Annotated in this window: 13 protein-coding genes; 5 read left to right on the forward strand and 8 right to left on the reverse strand. The window is 68.1% G+C overall.

The features are described 5' to 3' along the window. The 3 genes from HMPREF0975_RS16530 to HMPREF0975_RS01780 form a co-directional block, all read left to right on the forward strand. Window positions 1–498 (forward strand): phosphotransferase (locus HMPREF0975_RS16530; RefSeq protein ID WP_009232390.1); only part of this gene is annotated, 498 nt, incomplete at its 5' end. A gap of 90 nt (window positions 499–588) precedes the next feature. Continuing rightward, complete coding sequence (gene glgB, locus HMPREF0975_RS01775; protein WP_009232391.1) at window positions 589–2,823, forward strand: 1,4-alpha-glucan branching protein GlgB; 2,235 nt, start codon at window positions 589–591, stop codon at window positions 2,821–2,823. A 335-nt stretch (window positions 2,824–3,158) separates the two neighbouring features. Further along, a complete protein-coding gene (locus HMPREF0975_RS01780; protein WP_009232392.1) occupies window positions 3,159–5,525 on the forward strand; it encodes a glycogen/starch/alpha-glucan phosphorylase in 2,367 nt (788 codons plus the stop codon). Window positions 5,526–5,608: 83 nt separating this feature from the next. Here HMPREF0975_RS01780 and HMPREF0975_RS01785 read toward each other — a convergent pair whose 3' ends face one another. The 3 genes from HMPREF0975_RS01785 to HMPREF0975_RS01795 form a co-directional block, all read right to left on the reverse strand. Continuing rightward, complete coding sequence (locus tag HMPREF0975_RS01785; protein WP_009232393.1) at window positions 5,609–6,550, reverse strand: tetratricopeptide repeat protein; 942 nt, start codon at window positions 6,548–6,550, stop codon at window positions 5,609–5,611. Window positions 6,551–6,722: 172 nt separating this feature from the next. Next, the gene (locus HMPREF0975_RS01790; RefSeq protein ID WP_009232394.1) at window positions 6,723–7,772 is read right to left on the reverse strand and encodes a hypothetical protein; all 1,050 of its coding nucleotides are present in this window, start codon (window positions 7,770–7,772) and stop codon (window positions 6,723–6,725) included. Further along, entirely contained in the window at window positions 7,769–9,661 is a 1,893-nt protein-coding gene (locus HMPREF0975_RS01795) for a hypothetical protein (RefSeq protein WP_009232395.1), read from the reverse strand. Before HMPREF0975_RS01795 ends, HMPREF0975_RS01790 begins: the two co-directional genes overlap by 4 nt. A 464-nt stretch (window positions 9,662–10,125) precedes the next feature. Between HMPREF0975_RS01795 and HMPREF0975_RS01800 the strand changes: the two genes are divergently transcribed. Then, complete coding sequence (locus tag HMPREF0975_RS01800; RefSeq protein WP_009232396.1) at window positions 10,126–11,754, forward strand: DivIVA domain-containing protein; 1,629 nt, start codon at window positions 10,126–10,128, stop codon at window positions 11,752–11,754. A gap of 9 nt (window positions 11,755–11,763) precedes the next feature. Then, entirely contained in the window at window positions 11,764–12,264 is a 501-nt protein-coding gene (locus tag HMPREF0975_RS01805; protein WP_009232397.1) for a hypothetical protein, read from the forward strand. Window positions 12,265–12,293: 29 nt separating this feature from the next. Here the strand turns inward: HMPREF0975_RS01805 and HMPREF0975_RS01810 are convergent, their stop codons facing one another. From HMPREF0975_RS01810 to HMPREF0975_RS01830, 5 genes are all read right to left on the reverse strand, one after another. After that, complete coding sequence (locus HMPREF0975_RS01810; protein WP_009232398.1) at window positions 12,294–12,584, reverse strand: hypothetical protein; 291 nt, start codon at window positions 12,582–12,584, stop codon at window positions 12,294–12,296. A gap of 110 nt (window positions 12,585–12,694) precedes the next feature. Further along, window positions 12,695–13,549, reverse strand: a complete 855-nt coding sequence (locus HMPREF0975_RS01815; protein WP_009232399.1) for a carbohydrate ABC transporter permease — start codon at window positions 13,547–13,549, stop codon at window positions 12,695–12,697. A gap of 6 nt (window positions 13,550–13,555) precedes the next feature. Then, window positions 13,556–14,485, reverse strand: coding sequence for a carbohydrate ABC transporter permease (locus HMPREF0975_RS01820; protein WP_009232400.1), 930 nt, complete (start codon window positions 14,483–14,485; stop codon window positions 13,556–13,558). A gap of 137 nt (window positions 14,486–14,622) precedes the next feature. Then, a complete protein-coding gene (locus HMPREF0975_RS01825; RefSeq protein ID WP_009232401.1) occupies window positions 14,623–15,942 on the reverse strand; it encodes an ABC transporter substrate-binding protein in 1,320 nt (439 codons plus the stop codon). A gap of 378 nt (window positions 15,943–16,320) precedes the next feature. Beyond that, window positions 16,321–17,307, reverse strand: a complete 987-nt coding sequence (locus HMPREF0975_RS01830; RefSeq protein ID WP_009232402.1) for a malate dehydrogenase — start codon at window positions 17,305–17,307, stop codon at window positions 16,321–16,323. Window positions 17,308–17,465 lie beyond the last annotated feature (158 nt).

Genomic DNA, 17,465 nt, shown 5'->3' on the forward strand with positions numbered 1-17,465 from the left:
CTCGAGGCGCTGGACGCCCTGGAACCGGCCACCCGCATCCACGGCGATTACCACCTGGGACAGGTTCTCCACGAGATCGACGGCGAGCAGCGCTGGTACGTCCTGGACTTCGAGGGGGAGCCCCTGCGTCCCCTGGCCCAGCGCTCCGATCCCGACCTGCCGGCCCGGGACGTGGCCGGAATGCTGCGCTCCTTCGACTACGCCGCGGCCGTCGGCGAAGCCTCCCACGCCGACTGGCTGGCCGCCGTGCGCACGGCCTTCGAAGACGGCTACCACCAGGAGCGTTGGGAGATCTCCCCCGAGACCATCCCGCATGCCCCACATGCGGCAGCACAGGCCGAGGACTCGTACGAGGACTCGCGCCAGACGGTCCTGACCTGCCTGGAGCTCGACAAGGCCCTGTACGAGGCCGTCTACGAGGCCCGCAACCGTCCCGACTGGCTGAGCATCCCCGTGGCGGGAATCACGTCGGTCCTGAACGATCCCATGGAGGGCTGAGCACAGAACGATCTCTATATCCCCAATCATCCCCAACGGTTCGACGTCCAAAAGCACCCGCTAATCACCGACGCATGGAAGAGTTGCTGTATGAGTGCCAACACCCCTGAGAACGCCCCCAGGTCCCAAGCCCCGGCCGACCTCGCCCCCGTCCCCGTGGACCCCTGGGTTCTGGCTGACATCGCCTACGCGCGCTACCACGACCCGCACGAGGTTCTGGGCGCCCACGTGGGCGAGGACGGAGTGACCGTCCGCACCGTGCGCCACCTGGCCGACAACGTCGTCGTCGTCACCAAGGAGGGCACCTACCCGGCCACCCACGAGCAGGACGGCGTATGGGTCGCGGTCCTGCCGGGCCGGGAGGTTCCCGACTACCGCATCGAGGTCACCTACGGCGACGAGACCACTACCGTCGACGACCCCTACCGCTACATGCCCACTCTGGGCGAGATGGACACCTACCTCATCTCCGAGGGCCGCCACGAGGAGCTGTGGGAGGTTCTGGGCGCCCATATCAAGCGCTACGACGGCCCCATGGGCGAGGTCGAGGGAACCGCTTTCGCGGTATGGGCCCCCAACGCCCGCGCCGTGCGCGTCGTCGGCGACTTCAACTACTGGGACGGCACCGCCACCGCCATGCGCTCCCTGGGCTCGTCCGGCGTGTGGGAGCTCTTCGTCCCCGGCGTCGGCGTAGGCGCCCGCTACAAGTTCGAGATCTGCTTCGGCGACGGATCCTGGCACCAGAAGGCCGACCCGATGGCCCGGGCCACCGAGGTCCCCCCGGCCACCGCCTCGGTGGTCACCGACCAGTTCCACGAGTGGGGGGACCAGGACTGGATGGCCAAGCGCGCCACCACCGACCCCCACAACGGCCCGATGAGTATCTACGAGGTTCACATCGGCTCGTGGCGCCAGGGCCTGGGCTTCCGCGGCCTGGCCGAGGAGCTGGTCCCCTACGTCAAGGAGGCCGGCTTCACCCATGTCGAGTTCCTGCCAGTGGCCGAGCACCCCTTCGGCGGGTCCTGGGGCTACCAGGTCACCAGCTACTACGCGCCCACCTCGCGCTTCGGCACCCCGGATGACTTCCGCTACCTGGTGGACCAGCTCCACCAGGCCGGTATCGGCGTCATCCTGGACTGGGTGCCCGCCCACTTCCCCAAGGACGAGTGGGCCCTGGCCCGCTTCGACGGCACCGCGCTCTACGAGGACCCCGACCCGCAGCGCGGTGAACACCCCGACTGGGGCACCTACGTGTTCAACTTCGGCCGCAACGAGGTGCGCAACTTCCTGGTCGCCAATGCCCTGTACTGGCTCCAGGAGTTCCACGCCGACGGTCTGCGCGTCGACGCCGTGGCCTCCATGCTCTACCTGGACTACTCGCGCCAGGACGGCCAGTGGCACCCCAACCAGTTCGGCGGCCGCGAGCACCTGGAGGCCATCAGCTTCCTGCAGGAGGCCACCGCGACCGCCTACCGGAAGAACCCCGGCATCATCATGGCCGCCGAGGAGTCCACGGCCTGGCCGGGCGTGACCGCCCCCACCGAGTACGGCGGCCTGGGCTTCGGCCTGAAGTGGAACATGGGGTGGATGAACGACACCCTGCGCTACCTGGCCGAGGACCCGGTCAACCGCCGCTATCACCACGGCGAGCTGACCTTCTCACTCGTCTACGCCTTCTCCGAGCAGTTCATCCTGCCGCTGAGCCATGACGAAGTCGTCCACGGCAAGGGCTCCCTGCTGTCCAAGATGCCCGGAGACCCCTGGCAGGAGCTGGCGGGTCTGCGCGCCCTGTACGCCTATCAGTGGTCCCACCCCGGCAAGCAACTGCTGTTCATGGGCCAGGAGTTCGGTCAGGGGACCGAGTGGAACGCGGACAACTCCCTGGACTGGTGGATCCTGGACGACCCGGGCCACCAGGGCCTGCTCGCCCTGGTCGGCGACCTCAACCGCCTCTATCTCGACTCGCCCGCCCTGTGGTCGGAGGACTTCTCCCACCGGGGATTCGAGTGGATCGAGGCCGGCGACGGCGACCACAACGTCCTGTCCTACCTGCGCAAGGGAACCGACGCCGACGGCAAGGCCGACCTCATGGTCTGCATCATCAACTTCGCCGGCACCCCCCATGAGGGCTACCGGGTGGGCCTGCCCTTCGCCGGGGACTGGGAGGAGGTCCTCAACACCGACTCCGAGGAGTACGGCGGCTCCGGCGTGGGCAACCTGGGCCACGTCGAGGCCGAGGACCTGCCCTGGAACGGGCGCCCAGCCTCGGTGCGGCTGCGGGTCCCCCCGATGGGCGCGGTCTTCCTGCGCCCGGTTCAGGACTGAGACGGGCAGGCACGGGTTGACACCGTCCCGTACGAACCCGATCTGACAGGCCATCACGATCTGAGACCGTATGACGCGGTGGGGCGGGAGGCGAAGAGCCTCCCGCCCCACCGCGTATCCTTGGATGCCGAGGATGATGACGACCTCGATCTGCGCCCGGCACTATCGCCTGTGAGCCGGTAGTCTGGGCCCTGTCTCGCACAGGAGCGCGGCCTCCGGCGCCTTGTGCTCCCCGCGCAGACCGGACGGCCCGACCCTCGTCGATGTACGCTTGTTTTCAGTCCGCTGCAAGAATCTTGCAGTCGGCGACCACGAAGCCTGACAAGGGAAGAAGAATGACACAGAAGCTGGTCACGAGCGCCCCCGCGCAGGTGCGCGCCGTATCTGGTCGACCCGCTAGCGCGGCCACCCTCATGGAGGTGTGGCAGGGCCTGTCCGCCGCCGTCGTCGACACCATCGCGGACGACTGGTACGCCACTGAGCAGAAGTACAGCGCCGGACGCCAGGAGCACTACTTCTCCGCGGAGTTCCTCATGGGCCGCGCCCTGCTCAACAACCTGTCCAACCTGGGCATGATCGATGAGGCCCGTGAGACCGTCGGCTCCTTCGGCGTGAGTCTCTCCGATGTCCTGGAGCAGGAGCCCGACGCCGCCCTGGGCAACGGCGGGCTGGGCCGCCTGGCCGCCTGCTTCCTGGACTCCTGCGCCACCCTGGACCTGCCGGTCAACGGTTTCGGCATCCTCTACCGCTACGGCCTGTTCAAGCAGGTCTTCGAGGACGGCTTCCAGACCGAGCACCCCGACCCCTGGATGGAGGAGGGCTACCCCTTCGTCATCCGCCACGAGGAGGCCCAGCGCCTGGTGCGCTACCGGGACATGACCGTGCGCGCCATCCCCTACGACATGCCCATCACCGGCTACGGCACCAAGAACGTGGGCAACCTGCGCCTGTGGAAGGCCGAGCCGGTCGAGGAGTTCGACTACGACGCCTTCAACTCCCAGCGCTTCACCGAGGCCATCGTCGAGCGCGAGCGCACCTCGGACATCTCCCGCGTCCTCTACCCCAACGACACCACCTACGAGGGCAAGGTCCTGCGGGTGCGCCAGCAGTACTTCTTCTGCTCGGCCTCCCTCCAGCAGATCGTCGAGAACTACGTCACCCACCACGGCGAAGACCTGTCCGGCTTCGCAGACTACAACGCCATCCAGCTCAACGACACCCACCCGGTGCTCGCCATCCCCGAGCTCATGCGCATCCTCATGGACGAGCACCACCTGGGCTGGGAGGCGGCCTGGGACGTGGTCACCAAGACCTTCGCCTACACCAACCACACGGTGCTGGCCGAGGCCCTGGAGACCTGGGAGATCTCCATCTTCGACCGCCTCTTCCCGCGCATCACCGAGATCGTCCGCGAGATCGACCGCCGCTTCCGCGTCGAGATGGCCGAACGCGGCCTGGACCAGGGCACCATCGACTACATGGCCCCCGTCTCCGGCAACACGGTGCGCATGGCCTGGATCGCCTGCTACGCCTCCTACTCCATCAACGGCGTGGCTGCGCTCCACACCGAGATCATCAAGCGCGAGACCCTGGGCGAGTGGCACGCCATCTGGCCCGAGCGCTTCAACAACAAGACCAACGGCGTCACCCCCCGCCGCTGGCTGCGCCAGTGCAACCCCAGGCTGTCTGCGCTTCTGGATGAGGTCACCGGCTCGGACGCCTGGGTCAAGGACCTCACCGTCCTGGGCGACTTCACCGACTCCGTCGACGACTCCGTCTACGATCGCCTGGCGGAGATCAAGCACGCCAACAAGGTGGACTTCGCCGCCTGGATCGCCCAGCGCGAGGGCGTCGAGATCGACCCCGAGGCGATCTTCGACGTCCAGATCAAGCGCCTCCACGAGTACAAGCGCCAGCTGCTCAACGCCATCTACATCCTGGACCTCTACTTCCGCATGAAGCAGGACCCGAGTCTGGAGGTCCCCAAGCGGGCCTTCATCTTCGGGGCTAAGGCGGCTCCCGGCTACATCCGGGCCAAGGGCGTCATCAAGCTCATCAATGCCATCGCCGAGCTGGTCAACAACGACCCGGTCGTCTCCAAGACCCTCAAGGTCGTCTTCGTCCACAACTACAACGTCTCCCCGGCCGAGCACATCATCCCGGCCGCCGACGTCTCCGAGCAGATCTCGATGGCCGGCAAGGAGGCCTCGGGAACCTCCAACATGAAGTTCATGATGAACGGAGCCCTGACCCTGGGCACGCTCGACGGCGCCAACGTGGAGATCCTCGAGGCAGTGGGTGATGACAACGCCTACATCTTCGGCGCCACCGAGGACGAGCTGCCCGGCCTGCGCGAGAGCTACGACCCGGTGTGGCACTACGAGCACGTCCCCGGCCTCAAGCGCGTCCTGGACGCCTTCACCGACGGCACCCTCGATGACAACGGCTCGGGCTGGTTCGCCGACCTGCGCCGCAGCCTCCTGGAGCCCTCCTACGAGCCGGCCGACGTCTACTACGTCCTGGGCGACTTCGCCTCCTACCGCGAGACCAAGGACGCCATGGCGGCCGACTACGCCGACACCCGCGCCTGGCAGCGCAGGGCCTGGGTGAACATCACCCGCTCGGGCCGATTCTCCTCCGACCGCACCATCAGCGACTACGCCCGCGAGGTCTGGAAGATCGACCCCGAACCGATCGCCTGATCCTCAAGCCACAGACGCGAGCGCCCCCTCACCACCACGGTGAGGGGGCGTCGCGTCTGTTGGGGCGGGCGCGCGACAGGCGCTCAGTAGAGCATGGTGGCCAGGCGGCGGCGGGCCTGGGCGACCTCCGGGGCTGTGGGGCCGATGATCTCGAAGAACTCGAGCAGACGCAGGCGAGCCGTCTCGCGCTCCTCCCCCTGGTGGGTGCGCACGGCCTCCAGGGCCCGGCCGAGGGCGGCGTTGACGTCACCGAGGGACAGGGCGGCGTCGGCCCCGGCCAGGGATGCCTCGAGGTCGGCAGGCTCGGCGTCGGCCGCCACGAGTAGCTCATGGGGGTCCTTGCCGTCCAGGCGGGCCGCGAGGCGCACCTGGTTGCGGGCGACCTTGAGCTCCTCATCGCCCGGATTCTGAGCGATGGCGTGGGTGTAGACCTCCTCGGCGGCGGCGAAGTCGCCGGCCTCGAGGGCCTCACGGGCTGCGCGCTCGACCTCGGTCTCCTCGGGTTCCCTGGATCGGGCGTCTGCACCGGCCGCCGCGTCGACGGCGATGGTGCCGCTGACACCGTTGGCTGCCGCCACCTCCAGCAGCTGATCGAGGATCGAGCGCAGCTGCTCCTCGGGAACCGTGCCCTGGAACATCGGCACCGGCTGCCCGGCGATGAGGGCCACGACCGTGGGAACGGCCTGCGCCTGAAGCGCCTGAGCGACCTCCGGGGCGGCGTCGACGTTTACGCGAGCCACCTGGAAGCGGCCGGCGTACTGCCCCGCGAGCCGCTCCAGAACGGCGGCGAGATCGGTGCTGACCTGGCTGCGTGGGCTGTGCAGGACGACGATGACGGGGACCCGGGCGGAGAGCTCGGCCACATCGCGCAGGCTGGAGGCGTCGACGTCGACCACAAGCGCAGCCGCTGGGCCTCCGGCACCACCGGAGTCGCTGGAGGCCTGCGCCGAGGCCCCGGAGCTGGAGCCGGCGGGCTTGGAGGCGGGGGTGAAACTGGATAGGTCGACGGCGCCGAACATGCTCATTGACAGGTTGCCTTCCTCGGGCCACAGCCCGGTTGCTTCATTAATCAGGGTCTTTTGTTGTCTTTCAGGGCCAACGAGGCCGACAAGCCTCGCCCTGCGGTCAGAGGCCCGAGCGCGCCGGCGGCCCGACTCCGAGGATCGTCGCGGAATCGGGCCGAGCAGCGGTGGTGTTTCAGGACGGCCTGGCCGACGCCGAGGCCGTGGGGGCAGGTGTCTGGGAGTCGTCCCGGTCCACCTTGATCAGTGCGGTCTCCGCTCCCAGGATCGTCGCCTTCTCGCTGCTGCCCTCCTTGGGGATGGCGAAGGCGACCATGGAGTCGTAGGTGGCGGTGACCGTGCCGATGATCTTCTGGTTGCCGCCCATGAGGGCGGCGACGTCACCCTGCAGGGTCAGGTCGGATCCGTCGACCGTGCGCTTGTAGACGACCGTATAGGTCAGGGTCGTGAAGACCAGCGCCCCACCGTCGCCCTCCTCCATCTGGAGTCCCTGGAACCCGTCCGCCCCGGCAGTCGCCGTCACGGAGACTTCGCCCAAAGAGCTGAGGTTGGTGGCGCGGGTCGCCTGGATCTTCTGGCGCAGCAGGTCATCGGGGAAGGCCTTGCCGTTCTCGCCCTCGGGGTTGTTGAGCGCATCGACATAGGCGTCGAGCACCGCCTTGGGGGTTGCGACCAGACCTGCGGAGTCCGCCGTCACCTGCTTGGCGTGCTGAGCTGACTGCTTGGTCAGAACGGGGATGTTCTTCTGCTCCGAGAATCCCTGTACCCAGGCCCATACCTTGAACTGGTCACGCGCCGAGTTCTGCTCCAGAGACAGGATCGAGGGGCTGGCGCCCTCCGAGGCCGCCGCGGCGTTGCGGGGGAAGCCAGCGGTTTGGCCCACTCCCCCGCCCTGGATCTTGGTGGTCACGGGGTGGATGAACTCGTTGTTCCCGCTGGCGGAGGCCGTGGCGTACTCGGCTGCACGGATCCGTGCAGCCGGACCGGACATGACCTCCTTGAGCTTTTCTGCGTTCTTCTCCTTGTCCGCTGTCTCCAGACCGACCTGGACACGCTGGAGAATCTCGGAGAGCTGCTTGTCGTTGAGGACGGGCTCGGCGATGGGCGTTCCGGAGGCCTGGGTCGCGGCGGTCTTGGTTTTCTGCGACTTCGAGCAGGCGGCCAGGCTCAGGGCGAGGGCGGAGGCACCGCCCGCGCTCAGGAAGGCTCGACGGGTGGACTTCATGCGTGCTCCTGGTTGTGGGGGTCCTCGGTGGGATCGGGCTCGCCGAGGGGCTCGGCGGCGGCGGCCTGGATGGCGGCGGGGTCAGCAGCAGGGGGCAGCTCAACGCCATCAGAGTAAGAGGGCCATGACACGGTGGTCGACGTCGCGGACGAGTCGGCGGGACTGGTCGCGGAGAAAGCAGGCTCCTGCACCTCCTCCTCAACCTCCACCAGGTCCTGCGGCACACTGGTCGCCTCCGACCGGTCGGCGGTCGGCCAGGACTGCGCCTCGGGCTGGGGCTGGTCGGCGGCTGGCCAGGACTGCGCCTCGGGCTGGGGTTGATCAGCGGCTGGCCAGGGCTGTGCCTCGGGCTGGGTGAGGCCGTCGGGTATCTGGAGACCGGGCTCCTGGGGCTGGGCCGACGTCGTCACATCCTCGATCTCGGCTGTGTCGCTCTCGACGAGAATCTGCTCCTCGTGCGGGTCACCGGCCACGTGACTGGTGTGATGCTCCTGCGGGGCGAAACGAGAGTAGTCCGGGAGGTCCTCACGTTGCTCAGGGGCCGGATCGTCACTCGGAGCCGCGTGGCTGTGGTGGTTCACGTGACTGGCGTGAGCGGAAGCCTCGGAGAATCCGGGCGCACTCGACGCACCAGCATCATCCGAGGCGATCGCCAGCGCCTCGCCGTCCTGGAGGCCCTCCAGTCCACGGGCGGCCCGGTACTGCTGAGTGGCCTCCTCATCGAGGCCGGGGACGACCGACGAGCCCCGGGCGACCCCCGCGACCGACTGCTCCTCCTGCCCGATGCCGCTCTCTCCGTAGCCGCCGAATCCATAACCATAACCATCGCCACCGCCGTCAGCCGTGGGCATCTCGGGCGCTTGGGGAACGGCGGGAGCCTCGATGCCGTCGAGGTAGACGCGGCCGGTGCGAGGGTCGGTCCAGGCCTCGCCGGAGGCCTCAGCCCGTTCCTTGTCCCTCAGCTCTCGGCGGGTCAGCTGCCGGTCGGGATCGTCCACCTGGGGAATGCCCTCCGTGGAGACGGAGTCGGCATTGGCGATGCGGGCCGCGCGCTCGGCCGAAAGGGTCCGTCGCTCGACATCGGCCCGACGCAGCTGGAGATCAATGAAGAACAGGAAGGCTCCCGCGAGCACGAGCAGGCCGCCCAGGGCCAGACCGCCGTAGAAGTACCAGGGCGTCTCGACCTGCCGCGACCAGCTGATGGTCAGGGCAGGGGCCTTGGCCTTGCCGTCGGTCAACGCCATGACGACGATCTGCTCGTCGAGGTTCTTGCGCGGCAGCAGCTCGCGATCGGCGGACTCGGCGGTGTTGAAGGTGACTGAGGAGCCGCCGGTCTTCTCCCCCAACCAGAGGTCGGAGCCCGAGGCGCTCACGGCGCCGGCCTTGCGCTCCGAGCACTGCGACCCGGAGGCCGACGACGTCGCCCCGGCCTGGGCGGAGGCGGAGGATTGAGAAGCGGTCGCCGCGGAGGCGGTCGGAGTAGCGGGGGCCGCCGGAGTGGCAGAGGCCGCCGGGGTAGCGGAGGGATCGGGGCAGTACTGGGTCTCGTCCTTGGAGGCCAGGGTGCCGGCGTCGGCGTCAATGCTGGTGACCACCGTATAGGGAAGAGCGTTGTCGGCGTCGGGGCTCAGCCAGGCCTCGACGTCGGCCGCACGTGCGACGAAAAGGTGGACGTCCTTGCCGTCGGAGGACTTCGCGGTCACTGCGACATCGGACTCGGCACTGCTGAGAACTCCGGGAGCGGTAACGACGTAGGGCTGGGAAGGACCGGAGGCGAGCGTCGCCTCGACCTTGGAGCTGGGTTTCCAGATGGTGGCCGAACAGACGGCCAGGGCGACGACGATCAGTCCGAGGACGGTCACCACCACGCTCAAGATACGTCGACTCACGACGCGGATCTCCTATGCTCGCGGACACGGTTGACGAGGGCCGACTACAAGTGTCGGACATCGCTACGAGCGCTCACCGTGCGCCCGACGGGCACCAGAATCGCATGACGGACCCCACGAACGCACTGACCTCGGCGCAAAATCACAACGGAGCACGCGCAGAGCGAAGCGATCTCTCCCGAAAACCTGTCGGCAGAAAAGACCACCGCCGGGCACCAAGCCCTGACCAGTTCTCAGACGGGAGCCGGAGGAACGCTCGGAGAAACGAGGCGGCGCGGTCCACCCGCACCCGTCCGGCTGCCGAACGCATCCTCGGCAACCCCGGCAATCGCGCTCAGAACCGGACCTCTACCTGCTAGATTGTGCGTATCGTCACGCTTTCGTGACCACCGTCCCGATCACACCCAATCGTTACTCTTGGGCTGCGGTGAGCGTCCCCGGCTCGCCAGGAGGAGGAACCCGACGTGGCTGAGGAATACAGCGAGTTTGCCATCACGATGCGCGGTTACGACCGCGCCCAGGTCGACCGGAAGCTGGAGCAGCTCTCGCGACAGCTGGCCGACGCGCGTCGTGAGGTCGCCAGCCTTGACCAGCGCGCCATGACGCTGGCCGGCGAACTGGCCGACGCTCAGCGCCGGCTGCGAGAGTCCGACAAACCGACCTACGCCGGTCTGGGTTCGCGGATCGAGCAGCTGCTGCGCAGCGCCGAGGAGCAGAGCGCGTCCGTCCTGTCCAAGGCCAATGCCGAGGCCGACGCCCTGCTGACCCGCACTCGCACCAACGCCAAGAACCTCTCCGAGCGCAGCGCCTCGGAAGCGGCGACTCTGCTCGCCGACGCCCGACGCGAGGCCAGCGAGCTGCGCTCCCGCTCCCAGGGGGAGGCCTCCACCGCCTTGGCCAACGCCGAGGCCCGCGCCCAGGAGCTCGTCTCCTCCGCCTCGCGCAAGGCGGCCCAGCTCTCCGCCGACTCCGAGGCGGCCGTCACCGAGATGCGGGCCTCCGCCGAGCGCGAGGCCGCACTGGTCCTGTCCCAGGCCCGCAAGCAGGCGGCCGAGATCGCCATCACCTCCGAGCGCGACGCCACCGCCAACCGCGAGGCGGCCGCGGCCGAAGCCGACGAGCTGCGCAAGACCTCCACGGCGAAGGCAGAGGAAATCCTCTCCGCCGCCAAGCAGGAGGCGGAGCTGACCGTCGGCAAGGCGCAGCGCGAGGCCGAGGAGATCCTCACCTCTGCGCGCAACGAGTCCGAGACGCTGCGCCGCTCGGCCACCGATGAGGCCGCCGCCGCCCGAGCCGAGGCCACCGAGCTTCGTCAGCAGGCCACCTTGGAGATCGCCGCGGCGCACGAGCAGGCCGCCCAGGAGGACTCCGACGCCCACGAGGCCACCCGCGAGCGCATCCGTGAGATGCAGGAGCAGGCCCAGATGCAGGCCCAGGAGGCTGAGGAGCGCCTGCAGGAGGCGCTGTCCCGCGCCGAGGAGGTCCGGGCACGCACCGACGCCGAGGCCCGCAAGCGTCAGGAGGAGGCCGTCGCCCAGGCCGAGGAGACCTTGGCGCAGGCCCGGATCGAGGCCGAGCAGATCGTCGGCGACGCCCGGGCCGACGCAGACGTCACCGCCCAGGTTGCGGCCCGCCAGCTCCAGGAGCTCGAGCGCCAGCGCGACTCGGTCTCTGCCTACCTCACTGAGATGCGCGGCGTCCTAGGCGGTGCCCTGCCCCAGGCGCCCACCTTCAGCGACCACGTCGTCGCTCTACCCCAGGAGGCTCAGGAGCCGGCGCGGGAGCAGTCCTCCGCTGCGTCGGCGGAACCGGCAGCGGCCGCCAGCAGCGCTAACGCCGCCAGTAGCGCCAACGCCGCCAGCTCGAGCAGCGCCACCTCTGCGCCCTCGGCCGCCTCGGCTCCCGCTCCGGCCGGGAACACAGCTGGGGCCTCGGGTGGCGGCCAGAAGAAGGCATCCACGCAGGCGGCTCAGAAGAACGCGCCCAAGGGGGGTTCCGGTCGCATCGAGAGCGTTCCGGCTCCCGGGAGGAACCAGGGCGGCTCCGGCAACGCCGGCAACCGTCACCCCCGTCAGGGCAAGGGGCGCCGCTGAGGCGCAATCGTGACAGCCGACGACGACGCCCGGTTCGGGGACGAGTCATCCAGCGCCTCAGACACCGGGGACTGCGGGGACTCCGACTGGGCGGCGTCGCGTCGTCGAGCGGCCGCCCAGCGGGCTCGTATGCTCCGGGAGCGCCAGGATGCCGAGCACGCCCGAGCCGCCCGTATCATCGGCCTCTTCCTCCAGGTCGCCCGTGACGAGGGCCTTGAGCCCGTTGCGCTGCGAGTGCGCGGCTACTCCGGTGGCAGCGCCCGCACTCCGCTGCACGGCTGGTACCTGAGGGCCGACGAAACCGTCGGCATCGACACGCAGGGGCGCTTCTACATCCTGTCGATGCCGCTGAGCCTGAGCCAACGCCTGCGCGGGGTCAGGCCCGAGAGCCAGCCGGTGCCGATGACCATCGGCGAGGGCGGACGCGATGGCGACATCGTGCCGCTGCGCTTCGCGCTGGACCGCCTCCTGCCGGACTGGGAGGAGCGCTCTCCCGAGCCGCTCGTGTGACCGACCCGCATGCCGCATCCTCGGCCCGACTACCAGAGACGGCGCTCCCAGCAGGAAGTGTGCCAGTGCCGTCGCTCCTCCAGGCCCCGGTCCGCCCCGAAGAGCGACTCGTTGGTCCAGGCCACCACGTGCGCGGTGCCCGCGGGGATGACGCGGTGGCAGCCGGGGCAGGTGTAGGGCTTGTCCCCGCCCCGCAGGTAGCGCACGGTGAAATCGGCCCCGCCGGGACCGGTCTGGGTGCGCGGCACGGAGGCGAGACGGTCCATGCTCAAGGGGATGTGCCCCCGCCCGTAGGGGCGCTTGGATCTGCGACGTGCCATGCCCCGATCTCATCACATCCGGCTCCCGCCCCCAAGCCGGGGACGGGAGCCGGAAGCGATAGCGGGTGTCTGCGAGCCCCGCAGGAGCTGGGGCGGGAGACCGTCCGGCCTCAGCCCTTGACCGAGCCGGCCATGAGTCCTCCGACGAAGTACTTGCCCAGCAGGATGTAGACCGCCAGGGTGGGCACAGAGGCGATGAGGGCTCCGGACATGGAGGCCCCATAGTCGGCCAGGATCGATCCGTGGGCCAGGTTGTTGAGTGCCAGCGTCACCGGCCCGGACTGAGCCCCACCACCGAAGAACAGGGCGAACAGGAAGTCGTTCCAGGCGGAGGTGAACTGCCAGATGAGGACGACGACGAAGCTGGGTACCGAGATCGGCAGGACCACCGAGGCGTAGGTGCGCAGCATGCCAGCCCCGTCAACCCGGGCGGCCTCAATGAGCTCGTTCGGAATGGTCTCGTAGTAGTTGCGGAAGATGAGCGTCGTGATCGGGATGCCGTAGACCACGTGCATGAGGATCAGCGTGTGGATCCCGAACCCCACCTCGACGCTGGTCACCAGTCTCATGAGCGGGATCATGACGGCCTGGTAGGGGATGAACATGCCGAACAGGATGAGGGTGAAGACCACGTTGGCCCCGGGGAAGCGCCACTTGGACAGCACGAAACCGTTGGCGCTGCCCAGCATCGCCGAGATGATCGAGGAGGGGATGACCAGGGCCAGGGAGCGCAGCAGCCCGCCACTGAGCTGGTTCCAGGCGTTGGCCCAGTTCTTGGCGACCCAGACCTCGGGCAGGTACCAGGTGCGGGAGGGGTCGGCGTCGGCGGATCCCTTGAAGGAGGTGACCAGCAGGACATAGACGGGGATGAGGACAAGGATCACCGAGGCCAGCAGCAGGATGAATCGGACGCTCTGGCCCCAGCCGGGACGGCGCGGCGCTCGCATTGGAAGAGTCTGTGCCATGGACGCTCACCTCCTGCCCTTGGCGTCATGGATGAGATAGGGGATGACGGCGATCGCGACCAGGACCAGCAGGATCGTGCCGACGGCGGCGGCGTTGGAGTAGTCGTTGTCCGTCATGAAGTTGAACATGTCGATGGCCGGGACCTTGGTGGAGTAGGTCCGCTGGTCGGTGATCGACATGATGAGGTCAAAGGACTTCAGGGACATGTGCCCGATGATGATGACGGCGCTCAGGGCGATCGGCGTCAGCTGGGGGAAGATGATCGACTTGTAAAGCTGCCACTCGCTGGCGCCGTCGACCCGGGCGGCCTCGCGCAGGTCGTCGGGGATGCCGCGGAAGCCCGCCAGGAAGAGGGCCATGACGTATCCGGCCAGCTGCCACACGGCCGGCAGCGCGATGGCCAGGATCCCCCAGGTGGTGTTCTGGGTCCATGAGTTCTCCAGGAATCTCAGTCCCGTCATCTCGAAGAGGCGGTTGAGTCCCGAGGCCTGCTCGCCCTGGGCAGAGTTGAGCAGCCACCTCCACACCACGCCGGAGGCCACGAAGGACACGGCCATGGGGAACAGGAAGATGGAACGGAAGATCCCCTCCCCCTTGATGGGGCGGTCCAAGAGCCAGGCCCATAGGAAGCCGACCACGAGGGTGCCGGCCAGGAAGGTGATGGTGAACAGGATGAGGTTGACGAAGGAGTGCCGGAAGTCGGGGTTGCCGAACAGGGCCGTGAAGTTACTCAGCCCGACGACGGTGGTCCCCCTGCGCCCGGAGACCTGGCCCGCGGTGTGCATGTCCAGCAGGGAGGTATTGATGTTGATCCCGATCATCCCGTAGACGAAGACGCCGACGAGGAGGATCGAGGGCGAGATGAGCAGGAGGCCGGGTCCCCACTGCCTCCAGCTCGCCCGACGGCGCCGCACTGGGACGCTCTTGGTGCTCACGTGTTTCTCCTGATGTGTTGTGGCGGGCGGATCGGCCCGCAGTGGTCGTGTCCACCGGTCATCCGGTGGGCGAGCGGCCCGGGGAAGGGAACGAACCGGTGCGGACGCGCGGCCCGTTCCCGCCCCCGAAGAGCCGATCAGGAGGCGGCAGCGGCCTTGAGATCCGCCTGGAGCGCGGTGACGTCGGAGGCGCCTTGGGCGAACTTGGTCAGGGCATCGTTCATCGCGTTGGTGGCCTTGGCCGGCAGGGCCGCGCCGTGGGCAATGGAGGAGACGATCTTGTCCTTGGCGAAGGACTCCATGGCCGAGCGCTGGTACTCGGAGAACTTGCCCTTCTCCTCGTCGGTGAGGTCCGTGCGGGCGGGGATGGAGCCCTTGACGGTGTTGAAGGCGATCTGGCCGTCCTTGGAGGAGATCGCGTTGAGCCAGTTCTTGGCTCCGCCGGGGTGCTTGGCGCCGTCGGGCAGGGTGAAGGAGTCGGCCAGGAAGTCGAAGATGCCGTCGGTGCCCGGGACCGGGAAGTAGACGTAATCCTCTCCGGCCTTCTTTCCGGCGGCGTCGAAGCCGGCCACTGCCCAGTCGCCCATGACGTTGAAGGCGGCCTTGCCATCCATGATGGGTTTCATGGCGGGCTCCCAGTCCTCGGTGTAGAGAGAGGAGTCGGTGTAGCCCACGATCGTCTTGTAGCGTTCGAGCGCCTTGGTGACCTCGGCGCCGCCCCAGTCGGTCTTGCCGTCGAAGAGCCCGTTGTAGGCGTCCACACCCAGGTCGGCGATGAGGATGGTCTCGAGCAGCTCGAGCTGGGTCCAGGCCATGCCCATGGTGATGGGCGTCAGGCCGGCGGCCTTGACCTTCTCCATGTCTGCGATCCAGGCGTCGATGGTGGTGGCGGGCTTGGTCGGGTCGAGCCCGGCGGCCTTGAGCGCGGGAACCGAGGCCCACACGACGTTGGCCCGGTGGATGTTGGAGGGCACCGAGTAGATCTTGCCGTCGGAGTCCTTGAGGCGGTCCATGAGCGCGGCGGGGAATGCCTCGTTGAGCTTGAACTCCTCGTAGAGGCTGGAGACGTCCAGCAGGTAGCCGGCCTCGATGTGGTCCTTGATCTCGGCACCGGCGTGGGCCTGGTAGGTGTCCGGCGGGTTCTTGGCGGCCAGGTCCGCGGCGAGCTTCTGCTTGGCCTGGCTGCCGGCGCCGCCGGAGACGGCCTTGTTCTCGAACTTCGTCTTGGGGAACTGCTCATTGAAGACCTTGACCAGGGCATCCAGGCCGAGCTTCTCCGAGCCGGCCGACCACCAGGTGACGACGTCGACCTGGCTGGCGTCCCCTTCGCCGGCGGCTCCACCGGACTTCGAGCCGGAGCTGCCGGAGGTCGCGCAGGCGGCCAGGGTGGCGGCGACTGCAGTGGTTCCCAGCCCCGCCAGCACGGCGCGGCGGGAGAGGTAGTGGGTGGGACGCATGGGACTGCTCCTTAGAAACGACGTTGTTTCATGTCCACGGCACCGTCGCCGCGGGTGGTGAGAGGAGATGTCATCCAGTCATCTGATCTCAACAGGGCAGAGAGTAGACCTAAGTTGAGCGAAACTCAAACATATATTGCGCAAACAATCATTATTCCGGTCGACCGCCACAGGTCTATACCAGTAATGGCAATGGTTCAACCAGCAGCCTGTGCGTCGCGAGCATGAAAAAAGGTCCTCGCTGCTCAGTAAGCAGCGAGGACCTGGTGAGCGCTGAACAGGCTCAGTGGCGCCGAGTGGTCTGTACAGACTGTGGACGAGGCGGCCCAGCACGCTCTCAGGCCGAACCCGAGCGCCGAGCCGGATGGCTCAGAGCGCTCAGATCAGCCCCATGGAGGCCACGGTGTTCTTCTCCTCGACGAGTTCGGCCGCCGAGGCGTCGATCCTGCCACGGGAGAAGTTGTCGATCTCCAGACCCTGGACGATCTTCCACTCGCCGTTCTCCGAGGTGCAGGGGAAGGAGGAGATGATGCCCTCGGGCACGCCGTAGGAGCCGTCGGACATGACCGAGGAGGAGGTCCAGGATCCCGAAGTGCCCAGCACCCAGTCGTGCACGTGGTCGATGGCGGCCGAGGCGGCCGAGGCGGCCGAGGAGGCGCCGCGGGCGTCGATGATGGCGGCGCCGCGCTTGGCGACGGTCGGGATGAAGTCCCCCTCGACCCAGGCACGATCGGCCAGGATGTCGGTGACGGGGGCGCCCTTGACGGTGGCGTGAGTCAGGTCGGGGTACTGGGTGGAGGAGTGGTTGCCCCAGACGGTGACCTTGTCGATGTCGGTGACGTGGCAGCCCGCCTTGGTGGCGAGCTGGGCCAGGGCGCGGTTGTGGTCCAGGCGGGTCATGGCCGTGAAGCGCGAGGCGGGGATGTCGGGGGCGTGGGAGGCGGCGATGAGGGCGTTGGTGTTGGCGGGGTTGCCCACGACGAGCACCTTGATGTCGTCGGCGGCGCCGGCGTTGAGCGCCTCGCCCTGGGGACCGAAGATGCCGCCGTTGGCGGAGAGCAGGTCGGCGCGCTCCATGCCAGCCTTGCGGGGCATAGACCCCACGAGGAAGGCGATGTTGGCGCCCTCGAAGGCGGCCTTCGCGTCGTCGAAGATGTCGACGCTGCCCAGGGTCGGGAAGGCCGAGTCGAACAGCTCCATGGCGGTGCCCTCAGCGGCCTTGATGGCCGGCGGGATCTCCAGCAGGCGGAGGTTGACGCGCTGGTCCGGGCCGAGCAGGGCTCCGGAGGCGATGCGGAACAGCAGCGCATAGCCGATGTTGCCGGCGGCACCGGTGATGGTGATATTGACGGGAGCATTTGCCATCGAGGACTCCTTCGAGACGTGTGTCGTCGCGGGCCGCAGGCGGCAGCCCGGCAAGACAACGCTATGACGTACGCGCAGGTGAACACAGCGATCCGCAAGGTTTCGTGACTCTCACCACTTCCTTGGCCGACAGTGGTGGATATCCTGCTGGCGCCCGG

Origin of the sequence: Actinomyces sp. oral taxon 849 str. F0330 (genome assembly GCF_000239715.1) — a bacterium.
Lineage (GTDB): Bacteria > Actinomycetota > Actinomycetes > Actinomycetales > Actinomycetaceae > Actinomyces > Actinomyces johnsonii.

Coding starts and splice junctions, on each gene's coding strand:
- glgB (WP_009232391.1), top strand. CDS start 589: ATGAGTGCCAACACCCCTGAGAACGCCCCCAGGTCCCAAGCCCCGGCC.
- HMPREF0975_RS01780 (WP_009232392.1), top strand. CDS start 3,159: ATGACACAGAAGCTGGTCACGAGCGCCCCCGCGCAGGTGCGCGCCGTA.
- HMPREF0975_RS01785 (WP_009232393.1), bottom strand. CDS start 6,550: ATGAGCATGTTCGGCGCCGTCGACCTATCCAGTTTCACCCCCGCCTCC.
- HMPREF0975_RS01790 (WP_009232394.1), bottom strand. CDS start 7,772: ATGAAGTCCACCCGTCGAGCCTTCCTGAGCGCGGGCGGTGCCTCCGCC.
- HMPREF0975_RS01810 (WP_009232398.1), bottom strand. CDS start 12,584: ATGGCACGTCGCAGATCCAAGCGCCCCTACGGGCGGGGGCACATCCCC.
- HMPREF0975_RS01815 (WP_009232399.1), bottom strand. CDS start 13,549: ATGGCACAGACTCTTCCAATGCGAGCGCCGCGCCGTCCCGGCTGGGGC.
- HMPREF0975_RS01825 (WP_009232401.1), bottom strand. CDS start 15,942: ATGCGTCCCACCCACTACCTCTCCCGCCGCGCCGTGCTGGCGGGGCTG.
- HMPREF0975_RS01830 (WP_009232402.1), bottom strand. CDS start 17,307: ATGGCAAATGCTCCCGTCAATATCACCATCACCGGTGCCGCCGGCAAC.